Origin of the sequence: Pseudomonas sp. yb_5, assembly GCF_043103865.1 — a bacterium.
GTDB classification, from domain to species: Bacteria; Pseudomonadota; Gammaproteobacteria; order Pseudomonadales; family Pseudomonadaceae; genus Aquipseudomonas; species Aquipseudomonas putida_Y.
The window spans coordinates 1-24,031 of the sequence record NZ_JBICKE010000010.1 but is presented as its reverse complement, the minus strand read 5'-3'; the positions used below and the strand labels follow the sequence as shown (position 1 = coordinate 24,031).

Genomic DNA, 24,031 nt, shown 5'->3' with positions numbered 1-24,031 from the left:
GTCGACTTGGCAGCTGGTTTGGCCGCAGGCTTGGCGGCAGCGGTCGCCCTGGCAACTGGTTTGGCCGTAGACTTGGCTGCAGCGGTCGCCCTGGCAGCCGGTTTGGCTGCACGCTGATCAAGGGCCTTGGCTGCAGCTTCGCGTACCTTGCCTACACCCTGGGCCAGCTTGAGACTGTCCTGTGCATCGCGTTTGAGTTGCTGAATGTAAGAGCGAGTCTGGGTTTGACGTTCCTTGAGAGAATCGAGCAGTTCCTCAAGTTCACCGATGGTTTTTTGCGCCTTGGTTTGCGCCTTGGCTTTACCTGCCTTGGCCGCGTCTTGCAGTTTCAGGCGACCGTTGTGCAGTTTTTCCTGCGCCTTGCCACGCTGCTTTTCCAACTTCGCCAGCAGTTTTTCCGCATCAGCCAGCGCTTGCGAGCAGGCCTCTTCCAAGTGCTCGAGCAAGCTGCCCGAAAGTTGCTGGAGCAGGTGTAACGGCGTACTTACTGGCTTCTTTTTGGCCGACATGGTTTACCTCCTGGCTGACGAGATTGCGGCTCATACTATGCTTCTGCTGCTACCGCCGCTAGGGCATGTTGACCGTAACATTTACGCCGCGTTGCATGCCTGGGCAAAGTTGTTATCTTGCAGCTGCGTGAAAGTGTAGTTGCTGAATTAATCATTGCTCGCATTTGGGAGTCAGGCGTTGCCTCGATATCTTGTTTTAGGTTTATGCCTGATGGCCTCCCTCGCCTTGGCCGACAACGACGACCACGATTTGGCCTACAGCCTGGGTGCCAGCCTGGGTGAACGCCTGCGCCAGGAGATGCCGGGCTTGCAACTGGATGCACTGGTCGAAGGCCTGAAACAGTCCTATCAGGGGCAACCCCTCAAGCTCGACAAGGCACACATGCAGGCGGTGCTCCAGCAGCATGAAACCCAGGAAGGTAACGCCGCTGTGCAACAGCTGCAGGCCGCCGAAACGCGTTTCATGGCTAATGAACGTGGGCGTTATGGGGTGCACGAACTAACGGAAGGTGTGCTGTACAGCGAACTGCAGGCAGGCACGGGTGCTCAGCCGAAAGCAGGCAGCAAAGTGCAGGTGCGCTACGTGGGCAGATTGCCGGATGGCTCGATATTCGACCAGAACCAGACACCCCAATGGTTCAACCTGGATTCGGTTATCGAAGGCTGGCAGGTCGCCTTGCCGAAAATGCACGCTGGCGCCAAATGGCGCCTGGTGATTCCTTCTGCGCAAGCCTATGGCGCCGAGGGGGCGGGAGACCTGATTGCACCCTACACCCCCTTGGTATTCGAGATCGAACTGCTGGCGGTTGGCGACTGACGCCAACCTTCAGGCTTGCACTGCACCCTCTTCCTTGTGCGCGTTGTGCAGCACTTCGATCAGGCAGTCTTCGAGCTCGAAGCGCTCATGCAACAGCCCGCCCAACTTGGCCAGCTTCTCGGCAAAGCGTTCGGTGTCCTTGCACTCCCCTTTGGTGCAATGGTCATTGAAGGCCAGTGCGATCTGAGTACTGTCGTTGATCCGTGGGTTGATCTCTTCGGCCAGCTTCAGCGCCTTCTCGTCTCCGAACGCCTTGGCCTCGCTGACCAGTTGCTCGCAGACTTCGAAGTGCCACGCCGAAACGTAGTCGACCAGAAGTGAGCAAAAGTCCCCGTTGGTGTCCTTGTCGGCGAAGGCTGGCTTCACATCGCGCAGGGCGCGAAAAGCTTGCACCAGTTCCTGGCGCTCCTCCAGCCAACGGTCGATCAGCTTGTGAACCCCACCCCAGCGTTCCTGGGCGTTCTGACAACTATCGAGCATGGCGATCTCTTCCCTTCTGGGTAGATGCCGCTGCACCTCGTACTACTACCGCGCAGCACAAAGGTGACATCAGCAGGACGGCATCGAGCAGTTGTTTTTCCGGTATGCGTGCTGGGAGATTATTCCCGCGCGTGCTGCCCTTCAAGGTACGCAGCACACAAAGTTCATACAAGCGTTTAATACCCTGTTACATCACCATTGGTCGCGCTAATGGCGCAACCTTGCGCCAGGTCATGTTCTTGCCAGGGTGCGGAAACGATACGCCAGCAGACAACTCAAGGGCAGAACCGCCAGCAGCAGGAAGGCCAACAGGCTCCATTCCGGCAGTGTCAGATCAAGAAAGCTCCAGGCAAGCGAACGGCAATCCGGGCCACCCAGCAACAGTTGCCGTGCCGCCTCACCCCAGGAGTGCGCGAACACGCGCCCGATCGGCACCGGGCATACTTCATTTCCTCCCTCAGCACCCTGCAACCAGACATGCCGAGCGGCCAGCAATGCGCCGGCCAGCGAGCAGCCCAGCGCCAGCCGAGCGTAACGAAGGATGCCCTGCGTGCCCGGCGCCTGCAGCACGGCTGCGAAGCACAGCAGCGCGTACACGCCAAGCAGCAACCGTTGGCTGAGGCACAATGGGCACGGCTTCAGCCCCACTGTGTTTTCCAGACGGAAAGACGCAACCAGTACCGCCAGTGCGAGCAGGCAGGCAGGAAGAAAAAAGGTGCGCAAACGGGCCGGCAGCATGGGCAGTGAAGGTCCCGGGGAAAAAGTAGGGGCTTGAAACGGTAGAGGAAAGACACGCTTTGTTTCAAGGCACGACAGCAACGACAAGTCGCTGAATCGCGTAGGAAATTTCTAGATATGCGGTAGGAGGCGACGGAAGAAATGGACTTCAGATCTAACTGACAGCAAAAGATAAATTACCTGCCCCCAAAGCCCGCACCTTGGCGCGGGCCTTAGGGTGGGTCAGGCGCGTACGCCTTCTGGCAAAGGCAGCGCCAGCAGGCGTTCGTCCAGCAGGCCAAGGCCCTCCTGGAATAGCTGGTTGCTGCGCTCGGTCTCGCCCAGCCCAGCGAGCAGGCGGGCCAGCTCAGCACAGGCCTCGGGGTTGCGCTCCATACGCAGGCTGCTTTCCAGGTAGTCACGCGCCTTGCCCCACAGGCGGTTCTGCAGGCTCAGACGGCCCAGGGTCAGCAGCAGGCTGGCGTCTTGCGGGTGAGCCTTGAGCCAACCTTCAGCGGTTTGCAGCTGACGCGCCGGGTCATCACCACGCACCAGGCCGTAAAGGCGGGCCAGGTGGCTTTCGTAGTCGCGCTTGAGGGCAGTACGCAGCACTTGTTCGGCCTCGTTCTGGGCACCTACCTGGCGCAACTGCTCGGCGTACGCCAGCACCAGTTGTGGCTCCTGGCGCTGGGCTGCGGTCAGCTGCTGCCAGGCGCGCTCCAAGGATTGACGTGCACTTTGCGCGTCTTCGCCACGGGTGGTAGCCAGGCTCAGGTTCTGGCCCCAGGCACGTTGTTCCAGAGCAGCCAGCTCGGCGGCCGGCAGCACCTTGCCCTTGCGCAGGTCTGGCAGCAGACGAATCAGTGCAGACCAGTCGCCGCGCTCCAGGTACAGGCTTTGCAGCAAGCGCAGCACCTGGCCGTTGTGCGGGTGGCGTTCCTGCATGGCCAGCAGGGTTTCCAGGGCTCCATCGCTTTCGCCTCGGTCCATCTGCAGTTGGGCATGGGTCAGGGCAATGGCCAGCTCCGCTTGTGGCTGGCGCTCCAGGGCACGCTCCAGCAGGTTGTCGCTGTCTTCGGTGCGGCCTTGCTCGTTGGCCGCGCGCGCGGCACCAAGGTAGTACAACAACGGTTGGCGCTCAGCCTCGGCGGCACGGTGCAAGTGCCGTTGGGCACTGGCCCAGCGGCCTTCGGCGAGATCAAGCTGGCCCTGTTCGATCGCCAGGCGGATACGCCGGCTGCGGTTACGCCGTGACCACGGGTTGACCACACCACTGGAAGTCAGCACCAGGCCGACCAGATAGCGCAGCAACCACAGCAACAGGACGACCGCCAAAACACCGGCCAAGGCTGCCCATAGCCCCGACTGGTAGCGGAAGCCACCATAGGAAATCAGTACATAGCCGCTGTGCTTGGCGACCGCGATGCCCAGTGCCGCTGCAACCACGATCGCAAGCACGGCCAACAGGTAGACACGCTTCATGGCTTGCCCCCTTCAGCCTCGGTCGGCAGGTGACGACGCTGAATATAGGCCTGCACTGCCGCCAGGCTTTCACTCAGGTCAGGGGTAACCACCGACACCGGCTGATCAGCCAAGGCATTGAGGCTGTCGAGCATGGCCTTGCTTTGCGGGTTGTCTGCGTTGAAGTTGGCCAGCAGTACGCTGCGGGCGTCGTCCAGCGCCTGCGTGTAAACCTTGGCATCGCCATTGAGCGCCGCCCACTGGGCCTGCTCGATAGTCAGGCTCAGGGCCAGGCGCAGCTGGTTCAACTGTTGCCCGGCCAGCAACGGACGCACGTTTTCATCGGCGTTGAAGTCGATCTGGAAGTACTTGGATATTTCTGCCCACCATTGCGACAGCCTGCTGGCTCCATCACCGTCGGCGGTCAGGGCACCAAGCGCATCGGCGTTGCTGTCGAACTCGGGTGACTGGGCGCTCAGCTGCTGTACCAGCTCACGCTGGGCAGCCAGTTTCAAGAACAGGCCGGTTCGGTCGGGTTGCTCAGTGCTGTTGAGCATGGCCAGGCTGCGTGCCAGTTGCTCGCGGGCGGCGAAGGCACCCGGGTCGCTCTGCTCGCGCAGGATCTCGTCGGCGCCTTCGACCAGGGCTTTGGCACTGGTGATGTCCTGCAACGCTGAAAGGCGCAGGGTAGCCAGGCGCAGCAGGTGCTCGGCTTCGGCCAGGCGCCACTCTTTGCGGCTTTCTCCCAGCACGGTTTCCAGGCGCTGACTGAGACGCTGCTGGTCGCCCTGTAGCTGGGCTACCAGACGCCGGCGGTCTTCCAGCTCGCTGGCGGCTGGCAGACTGGCCAGTTGCGCACTGATCTGCTGCTCACGTTGCTGCAGCGCCTCGGCGCGCTGATTCAGCGCCTCGATGTGCTGGCCCTGGTTGAACTCACTGCCCTGCAGTTGACGCACCTGCCAGACACCCCACCCACCTACCGCCACCCCGGCCGCACCAAGCAGCAAGGCCAGCGCTGCCAGGCCACTGCCGGAGCGTTTGGCAGGTGGGGTGGTAACGGGTTCCGCAGGCGCCTGTGCCGACGGTTGATCGTTATTGGACAAGACAGTCTCGCTCACGTATCCATCCTTTGCATGGGGGCGCACCGCATTCAGCTTAGCGCCTTAAGAGGCAGGTGCAGCGCTACGCTGCACGGCTGCCAGCAAGGCCGTGGCACTGGCGCCACGGCAATCCACAACCTGTTGGGCCCCGGCGGCCTTGGCCTGCTCGGCGACCCGCGGGCTGGGCACGAACAGCGGCAACTGGGCCAACCGCAGCCAATCGGCACCGGCCATCTGCTGCAAATGTTCAAAACCCTGCCCACTGCTGACCACCAGGCCATTGAGGCGTTCCGCTTCAATGCGGCGCATCAGCGTACCCGCCGGGTAGGCCGGCAGGCAGCGACGATACAGTTCCAGATATTCGACACTAGCACCTTGCTCTGCAAGACGCTCTGCCAGCAGTTCGCGACCTCCGACGCCGCGAACGATCAAGACACGCGGTGCCGGCTCGGTAACTGCCTGGCGCAGGGCCGGCAGTGCCAGCAACGCTTCGCTGTCATCGCCACGCGGCGGAAAGCTGACCTCCAGCCCTGCACCCTGCAGCACCCCAGCGGTTGCTTCACCCACGGTGAACCAGCCTCGCTGCGGAGGCTGGATGCTGGCCTGGGCCAGATGCTCAAGCAACAGCCGGGCGGCCGGCTTGCTGACCACAATGATCGCCTGGAAGTCATGCAAGCCCTCCAGCGACAGTCGCTGTGGGGCTTGCACGGTAATGGGTTCAATCGCCAGCAGTGGCAGGCAACTGCTGCCCACTCCCGCTGCCGCCAGGCTTTGCGCCAGCGCCGCGCAGTCCTCGGCAGGCCGGGTCAGCAACAGGCGCCATTGGCTCACGGGTGACCGGCCTCGCCGTACACTTCCTTGAGAATGGCCTCGGCGCCCTGACCCAGCAAGTCTTCGGCCACCTGCACGCCCAAGGGCTCGGCAGCAGCTCGCGGGGCACGGGCATCGGCCACCAGCAAGGTCCCGCCGCTAGGCTGGCCGACCAGGCCACGCAGCCACAACTGGTCACCTTCAAGTACCGCGTAGCAGGCGATCGGCACTTGGCAGCCACCATTCAGGCGTTTGTTCAGCGCGCGCTCGGCCATCACCCGGTCAGCGGTGTCGACATGGTGCAGTGGCGCCAGCAGTGCATGGATCTCAACGTCGGCACTGCGGCACTCGATGCCCACCGCGCCCTGACCACCTGCCGGCAGGCTGTCATCGACGCTGATGGTGGAGGTGATGCGGTCTTCGAAGCCCAGACGGATCAGGCCCGCTGCGGCGAGGATGATGGCGTCGTACTCGCCGGCATCCAGCTTCGCCAGGCGGGTGTTGACGTTGCCGCGCAGAAAACGGATTTGCAGGTCCGGGCGGCGCGCCAGTAACTGGGCCTGACGGCGCAGGCTTGAGGTACCGACGATACTGCCGGCGGGCAGCGCTTCAAGGCTGTCAAAGGTATTGGAAACGAAGGCATCACGCGGGTCTTCACGCTCGCAGATGCAGTACAGGCCCAGGCCCTCGGGGAAGTCCATGGGCACGTCTTTCATCGAGTGCACGGCAATGTCGGCTTCGTTGTCCAACAGCGCGGTTTCCAGTTCCTTGACGAACAGGCCCTTCCCGCCGATTTTTGCCAGCGGCGCGTCGAGCAACTTGTCACCACGGCTGACCATGGGTACCAGGGTCACCTGCAGACCGGTGTGGGCCTGCTCGAGGCGGGCCTTGACGTATTCGGCCTGCCACAGGGCCAAAGCACTTTTACGGGTGGCAATGCGGATTTCGCGAGTGGACATGAAACGCCCCGATCCAGAGAAATACCGCCGATGATAACAGCATCGCCGGTATCGCTTGCAGATACGGATCAACAGGTCATACGCAGCCAGGTGCAGGAGCGGCCCGGATCCGAGGGCCTCAGAGGGTCTGCATCATCTTGCGCACACCAGCCACATGCCGACGGCTGACGGTCAAGGCATCGCCGTCCAGGCCTTTCAGATACAGCTGAAAGTGCCCCAGCGGGGTGCGCTGCAAGCGTTCGATGCGCTCGCGGGCGACCAATGCATTGCGGTGGATGCGCACGAAGCGTTCGCCAAATTCGTCTTCCAGGGCTTTGAGTGGCTCGTCAAGCAGCACCTCCCCGGCTTCGTGACGCAAAGTCACATACTTGTGGTCGGCAATGAAATAGATCACCTGGGGTAACGGGATCAGTTCAATACCTTTACGCGTGCGGGCGCTTATATGGCTGCGTGGGCCACCGCCTTCATTGGCCGGCCGGGTAAGTGCCGCCAGTTGGGCGCGGTTGGGTTTTTCGGCCTTGCGCAAGGCATCGCGCAAGGCCTGGGCCTGGAAGGGCTTGGTGACATGGCTGAGGGTACTGTCCTTGAATGCCTCTGCACCGTATTCATCATCCCCGGAGCAGAACACCACCGCGGGCGGCGCCTCGCGTTCGCACAGGCGAGCGGCGACTTGCAGGCCATCCAGGCCTGGCATGCCGATGTCCAGCAGGACCACATCGGGTTTGAGGCTTTCAATCAGTGCCAAGGCCTCATCGCCGTTGGTGGCGCTGGGCTCCAGCACTGTGTAACCCTCCAGTTCGCCGAGCAGCCGGCTGAGGCGTTCACGGCCTTGGGGTTCGTCATCAACGATCAGGACATTCATAATTGCGCTGGATTCCTGAATGAGTCTCGCACAGGTATAGCGTAGACAGGTGTGGTTCGAGCGACACTGCGGTCACGCTCTAGACCGGTGCGATGGCCAAAGATTCACTCGGCCCGGCAGATTCACTGCCAGTCCTTTGTCCAACTGTAGACGGTCCGTGGAACACTGCCGTTCATTCCTTGAAATCCTTCTCTGCGATCTTCCGGGTATTTCTCTCGACCGGCGCCCTGCGGCAGCCAGCCCAACCCTGCTATCATCGACGCCACTTTTTCGTTCACGCCTGCAATGAGTGAATCCATGAGCACCGACAAGACCAATCAGTCCTGGGGCGGCCGCTTCAGTGAGCCCGTCGACGCCTTCGTCGCCCGTTTCACCGCCTCGGTAGATTTCGACAAGCGCCTGTACCGTCACGACATCATGGGTTCGATCGCCCATGCCACCATGCTGGCGCAGGTCGGCGTGCTCAGTGATGCCGAGCGCGACACCATCATCGATGGTCTGAAAACCATCCAGGGCGAGATTGAAGCCGGCAACTTCGACTGGCGTGTCGACCTCGAAGACGTGCACATGAACATCGAAGCACGCCTGACCGACCGCATCGGCATCACCGGCAAGAAGCTGCACACCGGCCGTAGCCGCAACGATCAGGTGGCCACCGACATCCGCCTTTGGCTGCGCGACGAGATCGACCTGATCCTGGCTGAAATCACTCGCCTGCAGCAGGGCCTGCTGGAGCAGGCAGAGCGTGAAGCCGAAACCATCATGCCTGGTTTCACCCACCTGCAGACGGCGCAGCCAGTCACCTTTGGCCACCACCTGCTAGCCTGGTTCGAAATGCTCAGCCGCGACTATGAGCGCCTGGTCGACTGCCGCAAGCGCACCAACCGCATGCCTCTGGGCAGCGCCGCACTGGCCGGCACCACTTACCCGATCGATCGCGAACTGACCTGCAAGCTGCTGGGCTTTGAAGCCGTGGCCGGCAACTCGCTGGACGGCGTGTCGGACCGTGACTTCGCCATCGAATTCTGCGCTGCGGCCAGCGTGGCGATGATGCACCTTTCGCGCTTCTCCGAAGAGCTGGTGCTGTGGACCAGCGCACAGTTCCAGTTCATCGACCTTCCGGACCGCTTCTGCACCGGCAGCTCGATCATGCCGCAGAAAAAGAACCCGGACGTGCCAGAGCTGGTACGCGGCAAGAGCGGCCGCGTGTTCGGCGCCCTGACCGGCCTGCTGACCCTGATGAAAGGCCAACCGCTGGCCTACAACAAGGACAACCAGGAGGACAAGGAACCGCTGTTCGACGCCGCCGACACCCTGCGCGACTCGCTGCGGGCCTTCGCTGACATGATCCCGGCGATCAAGCCCAAGCACGCCATCATGCGTGAAGCGGCCCTGCGCGGTTTCTCCACCGCTACCGACCTGGCCGACTACCTGGTTCGCCGTGGCCTGCCGTTCCGTGACTGCCACGAAATCGTTGGCCACGCGGTGAAGTATGGTGTGGACACTGGCAAGGACCTGGCCGAGATGAGCCTGGACGAACTGCGCCAGTTCAGCGACCAGATCGAGCAGGACGTGTTTGCCGTGCTGACTCTGGAAGGCTCGGTGAACGCACGTGACCACATTGGTGGTACGGCGCCGGCGCAGGTGCGCGCTGCCGTAGTTCGCGGCAAAGCCCTGTTGGCGTCTCGCTAACTCCCGGGGCGAGGGCTTCGCCCTCGTTCGCGGGTAAACCCGCTCCTACAACGGTTGTGCTGTACCTGTAGGAGCGGGTTTACCCGCGAATGACCCAACAGGACTCTTAGCGTTTACCGCTGCGAATCATCTCCATGAAGGCCGGCATCGACGCTTCCTTGTCCGCCAAGATCCGCGCCATGTGCGGGTTCTCGCCCATCAGTTGCAGCAACGCCTTGGCCTGCGGGAAGTCCGCCAGGAAGTCGATGTTCAGCACCTTCTTGCCCACCGCGTTGGCCAGGTCGACCGAGAAGCAGAACATCAGGTCTGCCAGCGTCATCTGCTCGCCCGCAACATAGGGTGCAAAACGCCCGTTGCGCTTGAGCGTGGCAAAACCGGCCAGCAGGTCCGCACGCGCTTTCTCCTTGATCAGTGGTTCGACCGACATGCCAAAGAACGACTCGGCATAGCAGGTACGCGCCGGCAGCTCGATGTATAGCTCGATTTCCTTGAGCAGCTCACGCACCTTCGCCTGCTCGAACGGGTCGGCCGGCAGCAGTGCCTTGCCGCTTTGGGTTTGCTCGATGTAGTCGAGGATCACACTGGTTTCGCTGAGGAAGCCCTGCTCGGTCTGCAGCACCGGAACCTTGCCCCGCGGGCTCACTTCCAGCGCCTGTGGCGCCTGGCCGCCATAGAAGGTGACTTCCTCGAAGGGCAGGCCTTTTTCCAGTAGGGCCAACTTGACCATGTTGTAGTAGTTGCTGACCGAGAATCCATGAAGCTTGAGCATGAGGTAACAGCCTCCAGGCCGTAAGGGGTTGGCCTGGCTTTTATAGACTGAACGCCTGCCGCTGACCAGCGTCATGCACCGCGTCAATGCTTGGGCATTGTCGCCATCGGCATGGCACACTGTTGCATCCCACCCTAGGAGTACCGCCATGAGCGAGCCCACCGACATCGGCAATGACGACGACGAAGCCTTCGCCGAGGCAACGCTGACCCAAGCCATCGAAAACCAGATCGAGAGCGGCGAGCCGCCTGCGGCCAAGGCCACTTTCAACAAGCTGACGCTGGTCGGCTATGAGCGTGAAGACATTCTGAACCTGATGGCCCATGTGCTGGCCTTCGAAATCGACAACATGCTGGTAGAGGACCGTGCGTTCAACGGCGAGTGGTATGAGAATGCTCTGCGGGCACTGCCGGAGCTGCCGCCTGAGATGGATCAAGGCGACGACGAATAACCCGGCTACACTCGAAGATCAGGCACCGCTGACGGTGCCGCCATCCTTGTCTGGAAGTCAGGAGCTGCCATGCCCTTTACCCCCGATCTGATCGACGAACTGGAAGTACTCGCGCTGTTCAAACACGACAGCAGCCAGGAAGGCATCAAGATAACCAGCACCGCATCCCCCGCCCTGATCGCGGCTGCACAACGCCTGCATGAGAAGGGGCTGACCGATCAACCGGATGGCGGCTACCTGACCAGTCTGGGTCATGACGCCGTTGAAAGTGTCCAGTTGCTGCAGAACATTCTCAAGGCGCCACAGCCGGCCTGAACATCAGGCTTGCGCAAGATCTGAGACCTAGCGCGGCCCCCTGTGGGACCGCGCAGGTTCCAGTCAGTTGGCCGCAGCACTGCGCCTTTCCGCCAGCCACGAGCGGCCGTAAAGGAACACGATGGCCAGCAAGGCCACCGCCTGCGCCGACAGCGAGTAGGCATCGGCATGAATCCCCAGCCAGTCGAACTCAAAGAACGCCACCGGCCGTGTGCCCAGCACACCGGCCTCTTGCAGCGCCTTCACGCCATGCCCGGCGAACACTACCGACAGCGCGCACAGCAGCGCGGCGTTGATGCTGAAGAACAGCGTTAGCGGCAACTTGGCCGAACCCCGCAGAATCACCCAGGCCAGGCCCACCAGCAGCACCAGTGCCGTCGCGCCACCCGCCAGCACCGCCTGATGCCCGGCAGGGCCTGCCTGCAGCCAGAGGGTCTCGTAGAACAGGATCACCTCGAACAATTCGCGGTATACCGAGAAGAATGCCAGCACAGCAAAGCCGAAGCGCCCGCCGCCGCTGACCAGGCTGCTCTTGATGTAGTCCTTCCAGGCGGCTGCGTGGCGGCGGTCATGCATCCACACACCCAGCCATAGCACCATCACTGCAGCGAACAGTGCTGTGCAGCCTTCCAGCAGCTCGCGCTGGGCCCCCCCCACATCGATCACATAGGCCGCCAGCGCCCAGGTGGCGAAGCCGGCAACCAGCGCCAGGCCCCAGCCGATGTTGACGCTGCGTACTGCCGACTGCTGCCCGGTATTGCGCAGGAAGGCCAGGATCGCCGCCAGCACCAGAATCGCCTCAAGGCCTTCGCGCAGCAGGATCAGCAAACCGGAGATATAACTCAGCGACCAGCTCAGACCATCGCTTCCCAGCAACTTGGCCGCCTGCTCGAGCTTGGTTCTGGCTTCGGCCAGACGCTGTTCGACCTGGGCCACGGGCAGACCGTCCTGCAGGGATTGACGGTAGGCCATCAGCGATTTTTCGGTGTTCTTGCGCGCCTGGGTGTCAATGTTGTCCAGCGAGCTTTCCACCAGCTCGAAACCCTCCAGGTAGGCCGCCACCGACAGGTCATAAGCCTGATCGTGGTCGCCTGCGCGGTAGGCCGCCAGGCTCTTGTCCAGTGTGCTGGCCGTGTATTCGAGCAATTGCGCCGGGCCGCGCTTTACTTGCGGCGGTTGGGCACGCTGGGCACGGAATGCCTCGACGGCCGCAGTGCCTTCGTTGGCGGCGACTTCGGCCGGCGTCTGGCGAGCCAGGTCGGCGAGGTTCCAGGTCTTGTCACCTTTGCCCGCTTCCGGCTTGGCGGTGAAGCTGGCGATATACGCGGCCACATCCCAGCGTTGGCGGTCGTCCAGCTGGTCGGCAAACGACGGCATTTCGGTGCCATCGATACCCAGGGCCAGGGTGTTATAGAGGTCGAACAGGCTTAACTGGTCCAGGCGCGAGACATCGCGCAGGTTGGCGGGTGCAGGCTCCAGGCCCACGCCAGCCGGGCCATCGCCGGCGCCGGTGTCGCCGTGGCAGACCGAGCAGTTTTGTGCGTACAGCGCAGCGCCGCGGGCTGGGTCCGGGGTAATCACCGGGGCCTGGCTGACCTCGTAGGCCACCGCCAGTCGCGCACCCAGCTGCCGGGCCTGCTTGGCGACCGCGGTACCTTCCTGACGCTGGTCGATGGCCTGGCGCAGCGCCTGGACGCCCTGCTCCAAAGCCGCTTGTTCAGTATTTGCGGGCAGGCCTTTGACCAGGTCAGCCAATACCGCGCTGAACTCCTGTTGCTCGCGGTATTCGCCCTCGTCGATCACCTTGCCGTCTTGTACGGTCGGCGGGTAGTCGGCGCCAATGTAATCCAGCAGGTGCTGGGCTTTGGCAGCCTCGGCGGGGGACTCGGCCAGCGCCAAGGTGCTGCACAGCACCAGCACCGGGCCAAGCAGCAAAGCCGGCAGCCAGGCAAGCAGACGGGAACGGGTATTCATGGCCAGTCTCGAAGGTGAATGCGAAAGAGAACATTGTTCACTTCCACTTTGCTTCACTCAAGGGTGCTGGACAGATTTCATGAAAAATCTTGCTACAAATCAGATCAAGTGGGTGGCATAGAGGACCAGACCTCAAGGATCGCGTCAGGGCTTGGCGATCCCCTTCCAACCACCACCCAACGCCAGGAACAAGGCAATTTGCCCCTGCGCCACTTGGCTATTGGCCGCAGCCAACTGCGCACGCATATCGGTATACGTCCGCGTCGCCTGCAAATCCGCCAGGAACGACTCACGCCCCGCCTGGTAATACCGGTGCGTCTGGTCCGCCGCTTCCTTGGCCGACTTCTCCGCCTCGGCCAGCGCATCGCGCCGATCGAGCAAGGCGCTGTACTGTGCCAGCCGGGTCTGGGTCTCGCGAATGGCGTTCAGCACCACGCCATCGAAGTGCGCCAGTGCCGCCTGGGTCGAGGCCTCGGCCATGCGAATGCGGGCACGGGTGCCATTGGTGGGGATGGTCCAGCTGATCTGCGGGCCAAAGCCCCAGCGGTTGGTCGAAGGCTCGCCAAGGTTCTCCAAGATACCGATGGTGCCAACCTGCGCGCCAATGCTGATGTCCGGGTACAACGCGCCGGTAGCCACGCCAATATAGGCGGTGGCGGCAGCCAGTTGGCGTTCGGCCTGTCGCACGTCGGGGCGGCGCTTGAGCAGGGCCGCACCATCGCCCACAGGAACCAGCTGGTTCAGGTGCGGCAACTCGGCACAATCGGCGGTTCCGGCAGGCAGTTGGTCGACCGGTTTGGCCAGCAGCGCAGCCAGGGTGTACATACCCGTCTCGCGCTCGGCCTTGAAACGTGGCAGTTCGGCACGCAGGGATTTGAACTGGGTCTGCGAGCGGGTAACCTGGGTTTCATCGCCACGCCCAGCATCGCGCAGGCGCTGGTTGAGTTTCACGCTTTGCTCCTGCAAATCGAGCGACTCACGGGCAATATGGTATTCCTCGTTAGCCGAGCACACCTGGGTATAAGCCTTGACCACGTCCGCCACAAGGGTGATGCGGGCAGTGTCGGCAGCGGCCTGCACCGCGTCGGCATTTGCCTTGGCAGCCTCGGTACCACGCTTGAAGGTGCCCCACAGGTCGAACTGGTACGAGGCACTGATGATGGCCTCCCCGATGTTGGCTACCGGCACCTTCTCAGGCTGCAGGAAGGCTTCGCCCGACTCCTGCAACCGCTGAGCGCCGAGTTTGACGCCACCGTTGAAGCCGCCTTGCGATTCAGCCACCTCCACCTGGGCGCGAGCTTTGGCGATGTTGGCCGCCGCCACGCGCAGTTCGGTGTTGGCACTCAGCGCCTGACGCACCAGCTCGTTCAGCCGCTGATCCTGATACAGCTGCCACCAGTCCTCGGGGACCGGCGCCGACACGACGCTGTCGGCATCCTGGCGCAGCGGGCCGTTCAGGTCATTGCGTTGCACGGCCGCATCCCCAGGCACCTCATAGTCGGGCCCCACCATCATGCAGGCCCCCAGCGACAGGCACAGGCCAGCCAGGATCAGCTGTTTCATGGGCGCTGGCCCTCGATGATCGACACCGTGGCAGTACGCCCGGCGATCATGCGGAAGTCTTGCGGCACTTCGTCAAAGGCGATGCGTACCGGAATGCGCTGGGCCAGGCGTACCCAGCTGAACGCCGGGTTGACGTTGGGCAGCAAGTTGGCGCCACTGCTGCGGTCGCGGTCTTCGATACCAGCGGCGAAGCTCTGCACATGGCCACGCAGGCGGGTGTTGTCGCCCATCACGCGGATATCCACGGCGTCACCAATATGGATACCCCCCAGCTTGGTTTCCTCGAAGTAGCCGTCGACGTGGTAGGAGGCACTGTCGACCACCGAAAGCACCGGGCGGCCAGCGGTGACGAACTCGTGGTTACGCGGCGCGCGGTCGTTGAGGTAGCCGTCTACCGGGCTGCGCACCACCGAGCGGTCAAGGTTGAGCTGGGCGGTATCGACAGCCACTTGCGCCTCGCTGACGGCCGAACGGGCACGGGACTCGCGGGACTGGCTTTCTTCCAGTTGCTCGGCGGCCACCAGGTTGCCCAGCTTGCGGTTGCGCTGCGCTTCGCGGGAAGCCTGGGCCAGGGTCTCCTGGCGCTCGCCGAGGGTTGCCTTGGCTTGACGCAGCGCCAGGGTGAAGCGGTCCTGGTCGATGGTGAACAGTACGTCGCCGCGTTTGACGGTCTGGTTGTCGCGCACCTCGACCTTCTGGATCAATCCCGACACATCGGGGGCGATCTGGATCACGTCAGCGCGGATATGGCCGTCACGGGTCCAGGGGGCAAACATGTAGTAGACCACCATCTGCCACACGAGCACGGCGGCGAAGGTCACTACCAGCAAGGTCAGGACCACACGGCCCAGGGTCAGTATAGGTTTTTTCATGGCAGCATCAGGTTTCGACAAAAGTGGTCCACCCCGCCGAGCAGCACGGCATACAGGGCAACGTTGAATAACGCCCGGTGCCAGACCAGGCGGTAGAAATGCAGGCGCACCAGCACCGCGTGCACCCCCAGGAACAGCAGGTAGGTGCCAAGCATCATCACCAGCAGCGTGGGCAGAAACACCCCGCTGATATCCAGTTCACCAATCACAAGGGCGCTCCGTCGAGCCCGGGGGGCAGTTGTGGTTGTTCGGCAGGTTCGAGCATCACCTCCACCCCCGGCAGTAGCGCCAGGCGCAAGCCGCTCAGGGCGTGCAGCAAGTGGGTGCGGGCATCGCCACGCTCGTACAGCTCGTCCAGGTTCAGCGCCAGGCGCGCGCGCTCCATGTTGCGCAGCAGTGCGACCGGGGCATGCAGGCGTTCGCCGGCACGCAGGCAGGCCGCGTAGTGCGCGCCGACTTCCTCGACTACAGTGTTCAGGCGCTCGCGAGCCTGCTGGCCGGCGCGCGGCATGTACGCCAGCAGGTCGAGCAGGTTCAACCCCACGCGCAGGTCGCGCAGCGCCACACCACTGTCCTGGCCGGTTTGCGACAGACGTGGCAGGTGCTGCATCAGGCGGTCGAGCATCTGTACGCCAACCTGACGGTGTACGGCCAAGGTCGCAGGCTCGGTCATTTCAACGATGTCACGCCAGGCGAAGCGGGTCATGCGCTTGGCCGCCAGCTCCACGCCGAACGGGCGCATCACCAGGGTCCAGATAAAGGCGAACAGAAGGCCCACGGGACCGGCCAGGTTGGAGTTGAGGAAGGTGAAGAAATCGGCGTCGTAGGCACCCTGGATGCTGATGAAGGTCGACGTGTTGACGATGGTCAGCAAGGTGCCCAGGTAGAAGCGCGGCTGCACGGTCAGCGTGCCTATGCAGATGAACGGCACGGCAAAGGCCAGCACCAGCATCGGGAAGTCGTGCAGGTTGGGCAGTACCAAGAACAGGTACAGACTGGAGAAGATGACCGACATCAGCGTCCAGAAGAAAAACCGGTAGATCTGCGGTGCTGGGTCATCCATGGCAGCGAAGAAGCTGCACGCTACTGCCGCGAGGATTACCGCACTGGCGCCGTCGTTCCAGCCCAGGCCGATCCATAGGCCGCAGGCGACCACGATCGCCAGAACCGTGGAGGCTACCGAGTAGAGCATCAGGCCACGGTCGAAAAACGCTGTCAGGCGGCCCAGGCGCCAATGGCGATACACCGCACGCCAAGGCTTGGCATCATCGGTACGCAGGGCGTGCTGCAGGGTGCAGCAGTCCTGCCACAGGTCGGCCCATTCGGTCAGGCGATACAGGGCGTTGGACAACAGCAGCTCGGCGCGCTGGTCGAGGGCGGCTGTGGCGGGCTGCAGGCGGCCGATCTGCTCGTGCAACATGGCCCAGTGCGCTACTGAAGCGCTTTCGGCAGTGCCTTTGAGCCATTCACGAGCGGCTTCAAGCACGGGTTGAAGCTGGGCGAACTGGGCCGGGGCGCGGCTTTCCAAGGCTACCAGTGCATCGTCGAGGGCGTCGATCACCGGCAGCAGATGGATCATCCGCCCGCGCAGTTCGCGAGCGTTCTTCAGGGTATGCGGGCCGGCGCCTTCGTGGCCGAGTTGACCAATCATCAGCTCCAACGAGTTGAAGGTGGTCACCATCGCACCGCGCATCCCGCCGACCTTGTCGGCACTGGCATCTCGGGCCAGGTAGGTGTCGCTGTAGCGAATGGCCTCAGTGAACCAGTTTCCGGTGGCACCGACTACCACCGGCGCCAGTCGGCGTGGCCAGAAGATAGCCCCGACTACCGCCGCGCAGACAATCCCCAAACAGATTTCCTGCGCGCGAGAAGAGGCCACGTCGAACACTGCCAGCGGATTGTCGACCACGGCCAGGGCAATCATCGGCAGGGTATACCCGGCCAGCATCAGCACATAGTTGTTGGCCGTGCGCAGGTTCAGCGAAAGGAACAGCAAGGTGCCGGTCCACAGGGCAATGGCGATGCTCAACAGCAACGGTGACTGCACCAGCGGCGGCACCAGGAAGATTGCCCCGCCAGCGCCGAGCAACGTGCCCACGGCACGGTACAACGCCTTGGAGCTGGTCGGGCCGACGAACGGGCTGGAGACGATGTACACCGTAGCCATGGCCCAGTAGGGACGCGGCAACTGCATGAGCAGGGCAATGTACAGGGCAATCATGGAGGCGCCGAAGGTACGCACACCGTAGAACCAGTCACGGGCCGGAGGAACGGAGCTGAAGAAGCCGTTCATGCCAGCCCGCCTGCGCTGCCCAGGCCGGCAGCCTCGAAGGCACGAAGCACACGCAAGGCAGCTTCCAGGTCGGCCTGGTCGATACCGCCGAGCACATCGCGGCGCAAGCGCACCAGTTCGGCTTCGATGGCTTCGGCCAAGGCACGGCCTTCGGCAGTCAGGCTCAGTGCCTTGGCGCGGCGATCCAGTGGGTCCTCGCTACGGCACACCAGGCCAGCTTTGCACAGTTGGTCAAGCAGGCGTACCAGCGACGGGCTTTCCAGGCCGGCGGCCTGGGCCACAGCCACTTGGTGCACGCCGTCGCCCAGGCGCACGATCATCAGCAGCGGCGCAGCGCAGGCCTCGGAAATGCCGTAGCCGGTCAAGGCGGTATGACAGATGCGCCGCCAGTGACGGGCAGCGACTACCAGGCCACTGCTGACTTGCAGCCGCAGGAGATCAAGGGACATGAAGAGAACCAAATATATTCATAGTTTGCTAACTATCAATATACGCCCCGACATCCCCCTGTCGTCAACAGGGGGCGACGAATAGCCTGGGTTGAATGTTGTTCATTTTCAGCCAGCACTGGAGAGAAATACTCAGGGTTGGATCTGGTCTTCCAGCTTCATGGTCAGCGCCAATGTGCTGCCCATCTGCACCGCCCGGTCCCGCCACTCCTGATACCGTAGCGCGTCACGGCTGCTGAAATGCACCGCCAGTTCCTCCGCCGCTTGCACCACCCCCGCCGCTGCCGCCAGCTCAAGCCAGTACAGCGCTGCCTTGAGGTTGGCCTCTACGTGCAGCCCATGCATCAACCGGTAACCCACTTCAAAACGACAACGCGCCTCGCCCTGTTCGGCTCCACGCAAGAACCACTGATAGGCCTGCACCAGGTCAACCTGCCACTTCAGGTCACCGTCGCACACCTCCTCCTCATACAGGTCACCCAATGCGGCGGCAGCATGCAGCATGCCCCGGTCGAAGGCCTGCCGGTAACACTCCGCCGCCTGCACATATGAAGGGTCAATGCCTTTGCCGAAGTAGTGCTGCTGCCCAAGGTTGAACCAGGCAGCAGCATTGCCCTGCAGGGCCGCCATGCGCAACAGGTGCCCGGCCAGCACGGTGTCGGCCCGCCAGTACTTGCCGTTGAGCCAGATCCAGCCGAGGTCGTTCAATGCGGACACGCTGCCTTGCAATGCCTGGCGGCGCAGGTCGACATACACCGCCTGCAAGTCGTTGGCCTCATCCAGGCGGTTGACCAGCAGCGATCGCTGGCTGGGCAAGCCCACACCGGAAAACAGCCGCTGTCGCCTTCCTGCAGGGGCAGGTGGGGCGATGACCCGCTCGGGCAGAAGGCGTGCAAGTAGCGAATGGATATTGCTGGCAACAGACATGTTCATCCTCATTGAACGACGCACAACCCCAACCTTCGGCTGTGATGAGGCGTGATTCTGCGCGACGTCACGTCAAAACCTGTCGCGAACGATTCGGCACGAGGCAACCAAATGCGACTTCCTTGATCTGAGCAGGCTGTGGCCAATTGCCATGCCCCTCGCATGCCGCCATCCTATTGCGGCAAGCCTAGACAAGGACGTTATCTTTTGCCGTTCGCCACCACTCGCGCCACCCTCAGCCGACAGTGGGCGCTGCTGCGCCAGTTGCCCAGCCGTTCCCCAGGCATCACCAGCGCCGAGCTGGTCTGGCGCCTGCGCGACGTGGGCTTCACGGTCAGCAAACGCACTGTCGAGCGTGACCTCAACGAGCTTTCTCTGATATTCCCACTGGAGCGCAATGACAAGAGCATTCCGTTCGGTTGGCACTGGTCGGCCAGTGCCGTGGGCGAATTGCGCGGTAATTTCGACTTGCTGACGCATTTGCGCGGGGATGCCTTGCAGCCATCGCAGGGTGAGGGCGTGGAGCTGGTTGCGCGAATCAGCGATGCACTGGCGCGGCAGTTGCGGGATGCGCCGTTGAGCAGCGACATGCAGCTGACGGCACTGGAGCATGGGCATCGGTTACGCGGCACGGTAAGTGACGGCTGGCCATTACGCTGGTGGCTGTTGAGCCATGGGGACGGGGTGGTGGTAGAGCAGCCTGCCGGCTTGCGGGAAGAGATTGGCAAAATTCTGAGCAATGCGGCGGCTCAGTACCAGAATTTGTAGCCTGTACCGGCCTCTTCGCTGGCTCCGAACACCAACCCGGCGGCGACTGTCGCGGGAACCAGCTCGCTGTTAGATCAGCCCGCCCTGCTCTTCTTCGTCAATCAGGTTATTGAGACTGCTGAGCGCCTTGCGCGCCGTGGAGCGGTTGAGCAGCTTGGCCTGCGCGCCGGCGGGCAGGTCGGTGATCTTGAACACGCCCTTGGCGGTCAGCACGTCGATCAGGTCCTCGAGCACGCGGATCATGTCAAGGTCGCTTTGCTTGAGCTGGTTGAGGCTGTTTTCCACAACATCATCGGCAAACCATTCCTGGATATCGGCATGGTCTGAAGGGAGTATTTCGGTGAACTGATCAAACGCGGCTGCTTCCACCCGCAGCAACTGGCCGGCGGCGTTGCGTTGCACGTAGAACATGGCGATGTCCCTCGTCACGTTGGTTCCTTGTTGGTAGACAGCAGCATAGGCAAAGATCGCCGGGCGCGCAGGCCCGGCGCCAGAGTATGCGCTGTTGGCGGGTGACAGGAAAGAGCCGGGGCCGCTATGCGGCCCCGGTGGTCTATCAGCTGTCCTTGTTGTGGATGATGATGGTCGGGTCGGCACCGCTGATCAACGAGTTGATCGTCTGGTTGGACCAGTTAACCCCTTCCAGCTTGATGGTCACGTCGGCGTTGGCGATACCACCTTCGGCGTTGAGCTTGCCTTCGCTGCTGACTTGCAACGTGGTCGTACCCTCCACCGTGGTGAGCTTGAGGTAGTTATCGATGGTGCTGCCCTTCTCGCCCTGGAGCAGATCCTTCAGGTCGATACGGTCACCCTCGGCCTTGTTGAAGTCCTTGATCACGTCGTTACCGATGTCGCCAGCCTTCCACACGAAGGTGTCGGCACCGCTGCCACCGATCTGGATATCGTCGCCCTGGCCACCGATCAGGGTGTCATTGCCAGTACCGCCCAGCAGGATGTCGTTACCTTTGCCACCACTTAGCGTGTCGTTACCACCTTGGCCGAAGAGGATGTCATTGCCATTGCCGCCCGACAGGATGTCGATGCCGTCTTTGGCACCGGAGATATCGAACTCGGTGTAGTGCTCGGTGATGTACTGGTGAACATTGCTGGTAGTGACAGCGCTGACTTCAACACCACTCTTCTGTGCAACGTACGTCTGCAGGGCCTGGTAGCCCTCGCTGACCACACCGTTGAGGGTGATCAGGTCACCGAAGATGATGTCGTTGCCGTTACCGCCATCGATGGTATCGGCACCTGGCACCGTTGCTTCGGAGTGACCGAGAATCGCCTTGGCCAAATCGGACGGGTCGATATTGGTCTGTGGCTTGCCGGCACTGTCATAAGGTTTCAGATCGTTCAGCGTGACATCGCTGTTCAGGCCGATAGCCTGGACTTTGCTCAAGCCATTGGTGCCGCCCAAGACTGCGAAACTTTCAGTAGAACCTGCGGCCGAGTAGACGTAGTTCCAGTAATCCGCGTAGCCGGTACCGCCCAGGCTGGAGAGTTCATAGGTACCATCACCTTGTGCATGAAGGGTGCCGACCGTCTTGGTGGAGTCAAGCACCAACTCACCTCGGCGGTTCTCGGTATAGGTCAGCACTTTGACCACACCATTGCTGCTGATCTCGACCTTGTGAGTCGCGTCGGCCCACGCGCTGAACGTGTCACCCATCTTGTAATTGTTGACGTTGACTACATCGTCCAGGCTCTTGCCATTCTTCCACAGGCTAGGGTTGGTGGACTCACCGCTCTGATAATAGGTTGGCTTACCGTCGGTAATGAAGTAAGTCAGGTTCTCCGCACCTTTGTTGCTGGTGGCCATGGTGCTGTTGAAGAAGTTGGACGTGGTCTTGAACGCGTCTTCATAGTTGGTACCGCCACCGTAGTAGCCGCCTACCATCGAGTTCAATACCGCTTGCAACTTGCTCAAAGCGTCCGGGTCGGCAAGGTTCACTGCTACGTTCTTGTTTACCTGGGTATCGAAGTCGACCAGGAAGATGTTCACGGTACCCGAGGTGTCCGAGCCCAAGCTGGCCTTGAGCGAATTGAACACCGAAGCCAACTGCGTCTTGGCGTCAGCAATCGACTTGTCGCTCATACTGCCCGAACTGTCGACCATGAAGGCGATGTTGTAGTTCTTGCCCTGAACCACGTTCAGCCCGGATACGTCAGCGACGATGATGTCGTTGCCTTCACTACCGGTCATCGTGTCATTGCCCGAGGTGCCCACACTGGCCTTGTAGGTCGCGGCGTACACCGTCACCGGGATATTGCCGGTGGTGATGGCCGAGCCGCCAAGGCTTTCGGTGGAAGTCGAGGTAACCGTGATGTCGAACGAGCCTTTGTAATAGGCCGGCGGGGTCAGCGTCAGGCTACTGAGTTTCCAGCCTGTCACGTCGACCGGGGCAGTACCAACCGTAACCGTGTGGCCTGCACCATCGCTCAACACGGTACCTTTCGGGATACCGCTGAGTGTCACGTTCAGGCTTTCGGAGCCGTCGGTGTCGGTCAGGGCGGTGGAAATGCCCACCAGCTTCACCGAGCCACCCTCAGGCCCTTCGTTGAGCTTGTAGCCGTCGTAGTAGCTTTGACCGTTCACAGTGTGCAGATCGGACACGCCCAGGCCGGCGTTGGCCATCTCGGTAACGTTCTGGTACATCTTGACGTTCGAGCTGCTCAGGTCGGTAACGGCACCGGAGCCTACCTGGATGTTCAGGTCATAGCTGCCTGGGCCGGACTGGTTGGCATGGTAGACCTCGATCGGGTAGTAGCCGCTGGTATTCGGGGTAAAGGTCCCCGACACCCCGCCACCGGCTCCCCAGGTGGCCGTGACTACAGTCTTGCCACCGATGGTGACCACGAAGCTGTCGTCGGCCGAACCGCTGAAGGTATAGACCTTGCCGGCTTCCAGGTAGATCAGGCCCGACGTTTTCGAACCGGTGCCAGCGGTGACGCTACCATCGGATTGTACGTTGGTAGTGGTGCTGCTGAAATTGGAACTGCCGGAGTTGGCGAAGACCGTCTTCAGATCCTCGCCGGTAATGCCGTTGCCGCCAGTACCCAGGCCTTGGAGGCTGGTCCAGACCTCCTTCGTCAGCCCTTTGGACTCGATATCGGCGCTGCCGAAACTCAGGGTCGGTTTGTCGGCAATCGGGCTGATATCGACCTTCATGGTCACTTCGCTGCCCAGGTTGGTGCCATCGTTCGGCTTGAACTTGAACTGGGCGTAGTCAGCCTTCTGGTTACCCACACCATTACCACCGTAGTTGTCCGCACCCGACTGGTTCAGGGCCGGAACGAACTTCAGGTTCTTGGCGGTGATATCTGCCTGGCTGACCACCTGGCCAGCGACCACATTCACCCATGCAGTACCGTTGAAGAACTGCAAGTTGCCGGCGGCCGGGAGCGAGGTGATGGTCACGGACAGGTTAGTGTTGCCATCGGCATCAGTGACTTTGAAATCACCCCAGGCAAACACGTAATCGGTGTCCTCCACGCCAAATACCGCGCTGCCAGGCGAAACGGGCAGATGGTCGTTGTCGAGGATGGTGGTCGTCACGCTCGATTTGCTGCTATCGATCTGCAGGTTCTCGAAGCTACCACCCGTGGCGGTTTCGATCTTCACAACGAAGTTCTCGGTACCTTCGACCAGTTTGTCGTTGATGGTAGCGATGTTGAACGTCGTGCCTGTGCTGTTGGCCGGGATCTTCACGGTCGCGACACCGGTGAAGTCCTCACCGTTGTTGGCGGTACCGCTGTAGCTTAGGGTGATAGTGACTTCGGACTTGGACGCGTTACTGAGGGCTAGCGTGTACTGGCCGGTCTCGCCCTCGGTCAGCGAAGTCGTGCCGGTAATACCGACCGTGGTGGCGTCGCCCTGATTGCCGGTGCCCGGAGTACCCGAACCTGGTTCGTCGGTGACAGTCGTGCTAACCGAGGTTTTATCCAGCGTCAGCTGTTCGAACTTGCCAACATCCGCGCCTTCAACGGTAGCGATCGACATCACAACAGGGTCGTTGGTGCCGACGTAGACGTTGTCCGGGGCAGTGACAGTGGCAGTACCCACGGTGCCGTTGGCCGGCACGGTGATAACGGTCTTGCCGTCGCTCAGCGTGAAGGTCAAGGCGCTGTGGTTGTTGATTGGCAGACCATCTTTGTTGGTCAGCGTGATGGTGTAGGTGATCTCGCCGCCTTCGGTGACCGAAGGGGTCGCAGTCAGCTTGGCCACCACTTCGTCGGTGGT

General features: G+C 62.0%; 24 protein-coding genes. 5 read left to right on the top strand and 19 right to left on the bottom strand.

What is annotated here, in order from left to right; all coding sequences use genetic code 11:
* On the bottom strand, positions 1-509 hold a 509-nt coding region (locus ACF8GF_RS01075; protein WP_392519694.1), incomplete at its 3' end, for an AlgP family protein.
* A gap of 178 nt (positions 510-687) precedes the next feature.
* On the opposite strand from ACF8GF_RS01075, the gene ACF8GF_RS01070 reads away from it, so the two are divergent.
* On the top strand, positions 688-1,326 hold the full coding sequence (locus ACF8GF_RS01070) for an FKBP-type peptidyl-prolyl cis-trans isomerase (RefSeq protein WP_176685283.1): 639 nt from the start codon (positions 688-690) through the stop codon (positions 1,324-1,326).
* A gap of 9 nt (positions 1,327-1,335) precedes the next feature.
* Here the strand turns inward: ACF8GF_RS01070 and rsd are convergent, their stop codons facing one another.
* The 8 genes from rsd to ACF8GF_RS01030 form a co-directional block, all read right to left on the bottom strand.
* On the bottom strand, positions 1,336-1,806 hold the full coding sequence (rsd, locus tag ACF8GF_RS01065) for a sigma D regulator (RefSeq protein WP_392488003.1): 471 nt from the start codon (positions 1,804-1,806) through the stop codon (positions 1,336-1,338).
* A 231-nt stretch (positions 1,807-2,037) separates the two neighbouring features.
* Entirely contained in the window at positions 2,038-2,544 is a 507-nt protein-coding gene (locus ACF8GF_RS01060) for a disulfide bond formation protein B (RefSeq protein WP_176685300.1), read from the bottom strand.
* 222 nt (positions 2,545-2,766) lie between these two features.
* Entirely contained in the window at positions 2,767-4,005 is a 1,239-nt protein-coding gene (locus tag ACF8GF_RS01055; RefSeq protein WP_176685285.1) for a heme biosynthesis protein HemY, read from the bottom strand.
* Positions 4,002-5,102 carry a uroporphyrinogen-III C-methyltransferase gene (locus ACF8GF_RS01050; protein WP_392460382.1) on the bottom strand — a complete coding sequence of 367 codons (1,101 nt, stop codon included), beginning with the start codon at positions 5,100-5,102 and terminating at the stop codon, positions 4,002-4,004. Before ACF8GF_RS01050 ends, ACF8GF_RS01055 begins: the two co-directional genes overlap by 4 nt.
* 45 nt (positions 5,103-5,147) lie before the next feature.
* Entirely contained in the window at positions 5,148-5,915 is a 768-nt protein-coding gene (locus ACF8GF_RS01045) for a uroporphyrinogen-III synthase (protein WP_392488004.1), read from the bottom strand.
* On the bottom strand, positions 5,912-6,853 hold the full coding sequence (hemC, locus tag ACF8GF_RS01040; protein ID WP_252460320.1) for a hydroxymethylbilane synthase: 942 nt from the start codon (positions 6,851-6,853) through the stop codon (positions 5,912-5,914). The genes ACF8GF_RS01045 and hemC overlap by 4 nt, the downstream gene beginning before the upstream one ends.
* Positions 6,854-6,971: 118 nt before the next feature.
* A complete protein-coding gene (locus tag ACF8GF_RS01035; RefSeq protein WP_021782553.1) occupies positions 6,972-7,715 on the bottom strand; it encodes a LytTR family DNA-binding domain-containing protein in 744 nt (247 codons plus the stop codon).
* 122 nt (positions 7,716-7,837) lie between these two features.
* Positions 7,838-8,014, bottom strand: coding sequence for a hypothetical protein (locus ACF8GF_RS01030; protein WP_176685288.1), 177 nt, complete (start codon positions 8,012-8,014; stop codon positions 7,838-7,840).
* Between ACF8GF_RS01030 and argH the strand changes: the two genes are divergently transcribed.
* Complete coding sequence (gene argH / locus ACF8GF_RS01025; RefSeq protein WP_014861057.1) at positions 8,013-9,407, top strand: argininosuccinate lyase; 1,395 nt, start codon at positions 8,013-8,015, stop codon at positions 9,405-9,407. The genes ACF8GF_RS01030 and argH overlap by 2 nt on opposite strands.
* A gap of 106 nt (positions 9,408-9,513) precedes the next feature.
* Here the strand turns inward: argH and ACF8GF_RS01020 are convergent, their stop codons facing one another.
* Complete coding sequence (locus ACF8GF_RS01020) at positions 9,514-10,176, bottom strand: glutathione S-transferase (protein WP_176685289.1); 663 nt, start codon at positions 10,174-10,176, stop codon at positions 9,514-9,516.
* Positions 10,177-10,324: 148 nt separating this feature from the next.
* Between ACF8GF_RS01020 and ACF8GF_RS01015 the strand changes: the two genes are divergently transcribed.
* Positions 10,325-10,627 (top strand): hypothetical protein, encoded by a 303-nt coding sequence (locus ACF8GF_RS01015; protein WP_021782550.1) that lies wholly within the window; start codon positions 10,325-10,327, stop codon positions 10,625-10,627.
* 69 nt (positions 10,628-10,696) lie between these two features.
* Positions 10,697-10,942, top strand: coding sequence for a TIGR02647 family protein (locus ACF8GF_RS01010; RefSeq protein ID WP_021782549.1), 246 nt, complete (start codon positions 10,697-10,699; stop codon positions 10,940-10,942).
* Between the two features lie 63 nt (positions 10,943-11,005).
* Here the strand turns inward: ACF8GF_RS01010 and ACF8GF_RS01005 are convergent, their stop codons facing one another.
* The 7 genes from ACF8GF_RS01005 to ACF8GF_RS00975 all read right to left on the bottom strand — a co-directional run bounded on the left by ACF8GF_RS01005 (position 11,006) and on the right by ACF8GF_RS00975 (position 19,020).
* Positions 11,006-12,916, bottom strand: coding sequence for a cytochrome c/FTR1 family iron permease (locus ACF8GF_RS01005; protein WP_209968830.1), 1,911 nt, complete (start codon positions 12,914-12,916; stop codon positions 11,006-11,008).
* Positions 12,917-13,060: 144 nt separating this feature from the next.
* Complete coding sequence (locus ACF8GF_RS01000; protein ID WP_176685291.1) at positions 13,061-14,479, bottom strand: efflux transporter outer membrane subunit; 1,419 nt, start codon at positions 14,477-14,479, stop codon at positions 13,061-13,063.
* Positions 14,476-15,351: an HlyD family secretion protein gene (locus ACF8GF_RS00995; RefSeq protein ID WP_176685292.1), complete on the bottom strand. Its 876-nt coding sequence runs from the start codon at positions 15,349-15,351 to the stop codon at positions 14,476-14,478. Before ACF8GF_RS00995 ends, ACF8GF_RS01000 begins: the two co-directional genes overlap by 4 nt.
* A complete protein-coding gene (locus tag ACF8GF_RS00990; RefSeq protein WP_176685293.1) occupies positions 15,348-15,560 on the bottom strand; it encodes a DUF1656 domain-containing protein in 213 nt (70 codons plus the stop codon). The genes ACF8GF_RS00995 and ACF8GF_RS00990 overlap by 4 nt, the downstream gene beginning before the upstream one ends.
* On the bottom strand, positions 15,557-17,644 hold the full coding sequence (locus ACF8GF_RS00985) for an FUSC family protein (RefSeq protein ID WP_176685294.1): 2,088 nt from the start codon (positions 17,642-17,644) through the stop codon (positions 15,557-15,559). Before ACF8GF_RS00985 ends, ACF8GF_RS00990 begins: the two co-directional genes overlap by 4 nt.
* Positions 17,641-18,093 carry a MarR family winged helix-turn-helix transcriptional regulator gene (locus ACF8GF_RS00980; RefSeq protein WP_176685295.1) on the bottom strand — a complete coding sequence of 151 codons (453 nt, stop codon included), beginning with the start codon at positions 18,091-18,093 and terminating at the stop codon, positions 17,641-17,643. The genes ACF8GF_RS00985 and ACF8GF_RS00980 overlap by 4 nt, the downstream gene beginning before the upstream one ends.
* A gap of 132 nt (positions 18,094-18,225) precedes the next feature.
* Positions 18,226-19,020, bottom strand: a complete 795-nt coding sequence (locus ACF8GF_RS00975) for a tetratricopeptide repeat protein (protein ID WP_209968845.1) — start codon at positions 19,018-19,020, stop codon at positions 18,226-18,228.
* Between the two features lie 207 nt (positions 19,021-19,227).
* Here ACF8GF_RS00975 and ACF8GF_RS00970 point away from each other — a divergent pair, with 207 nt between their 5' ends.
* Positions 19,228-19,788: a WYL domain-containing protein gene (locus tag ACF8GF_RS00970; RefSeq protein ID WP_070096106.1), complete on the top strand. Its 561-nt coding sequence runs from the start codon at positions 19,228-19,230 to the stop codon at positions 19,786-19,788.
* A 69-nt stretch (positions 19,789-19,857) separates the two neighbouring features.
* On the opposite strand, the gene ACF8GF_RS00965 is transcribed toward ACF8GF_RS00970, so the two are convergent.
* Together ACF8GF_RS00965 and ACF8GF_RS00960 are read right to left on the bottom strand one after the other, a co-directional pair.
* On the bottom strand, positions 19,858-20,199 hold the full coding sequence (locus ACF8GF_RS00965; protein WP_021782542.1) for a hypothetical protein: 342 nt from the start codon (positions 20,197-20,199) through the stop codon (positions 19,858-19,860).
* A 145-nt stretch (positions 20,200-20,344) separates the two neighbouring features.
* Positions 20,345-24,031 (bottom strand): immunoglobulin-like domain-containing protein (locus ACF8GF_RS00960; RefSeq protein WP_392488005.1); only part of this gene is annotated, 3,687 nt, incomplete at its 5' end.

Excerpts from the sequence above, each read along its gene's own strand:
- rsd (WP_392488003.1), bottom strand. The coding sequence starts at position 1,806 with ATGCTCGATAGTTGTCAGAACGCCCAGGAACGCTGGGGTGGGGTTCAC.
- ACF8GF_RS01060 (WP_176685300.1), bottom strand. The coding sequence starts at position 2,544 with ATGCTGCCGGCCCGTTTGCGCACCTTTTTTCTTCCTGCCTGCCTGCTC.
- ACF8GF_RS01055 (WP_176685285.1), bottom strand. The coding sequence starts at position 4,005 with ATGAAGCGTGTCTACCTGTTGGCCGTGCTTGCGATCGTGGTTGCAGCG.
- hemC (WP_252460320.1), bottom strand. The coding sequence starts at position 6,853 with ATGTCCACTCGCGAAATCCGCATTGCCACCCGTAAAAGTGCTTTGGCC.
- ACF8GF_RS01035 (WP_021782553.1), bottom strand. The coding sequence starts at position 7,715 with ATGAATGTCCTGATCGTTGATGACGAACCCCAAGGCCGTGAACGCCTC.
- argH (WP_014861057.1), top strand. The coding sequence starts at position 8,013 with ATGAGCACCGACAAGACCAATCAGTCCTGGGGCGGCCGCTTCAGTGAG.
- ACF8GF_RS01030 (WP_176685288.1), bottom strand. The coding sequence starts at position 8,014 with ATGGATTCACTCATTGCAGGCGTGAACGAAAAAGTGGCGTCGATGATA.
- ACF8GF_RS01020 (WP_176685289.1), bottom strand. The coding sequence starts at position 10,176 with ATGCTCAAGCTTCATGGATTCTCGGTCAGCAACTACTACAACATGGTC.
- ACF8GF_RS01015 (WP_021782550.1), top strand. The coding sequence starts at position 10,325 with ATGAGCGAGCCCACCGACATCGGCAATGACGACGACGAAGCCTTCGCC.
- ACF8GF_RS01010 (WP_021782549.1), top strand. The coding sequence starts at position 10,697 with ATGCCCTTTACCCCCGATCTGATCGACGAACTGGAAGTACTCGCGCTG.
- ACF8GF_RS01005 (WP_209968830.1), bottom strand. The coding sequence starts at position 12,916 with ATGAATACCCGTTCCCGTCTGCTTGCCTGGCTGCCGGCTTTGCTGCTT.
- ACF8GF_RS01000 (WP_176685291.1), bottom strand. The coding sequence starts at position 14,479 with ATGAAACAGCTGATCCTGGCTGGCCTGTGCCTGTCGCTGGGGGCCTGC.
- ACF8GF_RS00995 (WP_176685292.1), bottom strand. The coding sequence starts at position 15,351 with ATGAAAAAACCTATACTGACCCTGGGCCGTGTGGTCCTGACCTTGCTG.
- ACF8GF_RS00985 (WP_176685294.1), bottom strand. The coding sequence starts at position 17,644 with ATGAACGGCTTCTTCAGCTCCGTTCCTCCGGCCCGTGACTGGTTCTAC.
- ACF8GF_RS00980 (WP_176685295.1), bottom strand. The coding sequence starts at position 18,093 with ATGTCCCTTGATCTCCTGCGGCTGCAAGTCAGCAGTGGCCTGGTAGTC.
- ACF8GF_RS00975 (WP_209968845.1), bottom strand. The coding sequence starts at position 19,020 with ATGTCTGTTGCCAGCAATATCCATTCGCTACTTGCACGCCTTCTGCCC.
- ACF8GF_RS00965 (WP_021782542.1), bottom strand. The coding sequence starts at position 20,199 with ATGTTCTACGTGCAACGCAACGCCGCCGGCCAGTTGCTGCGGGTGGAA.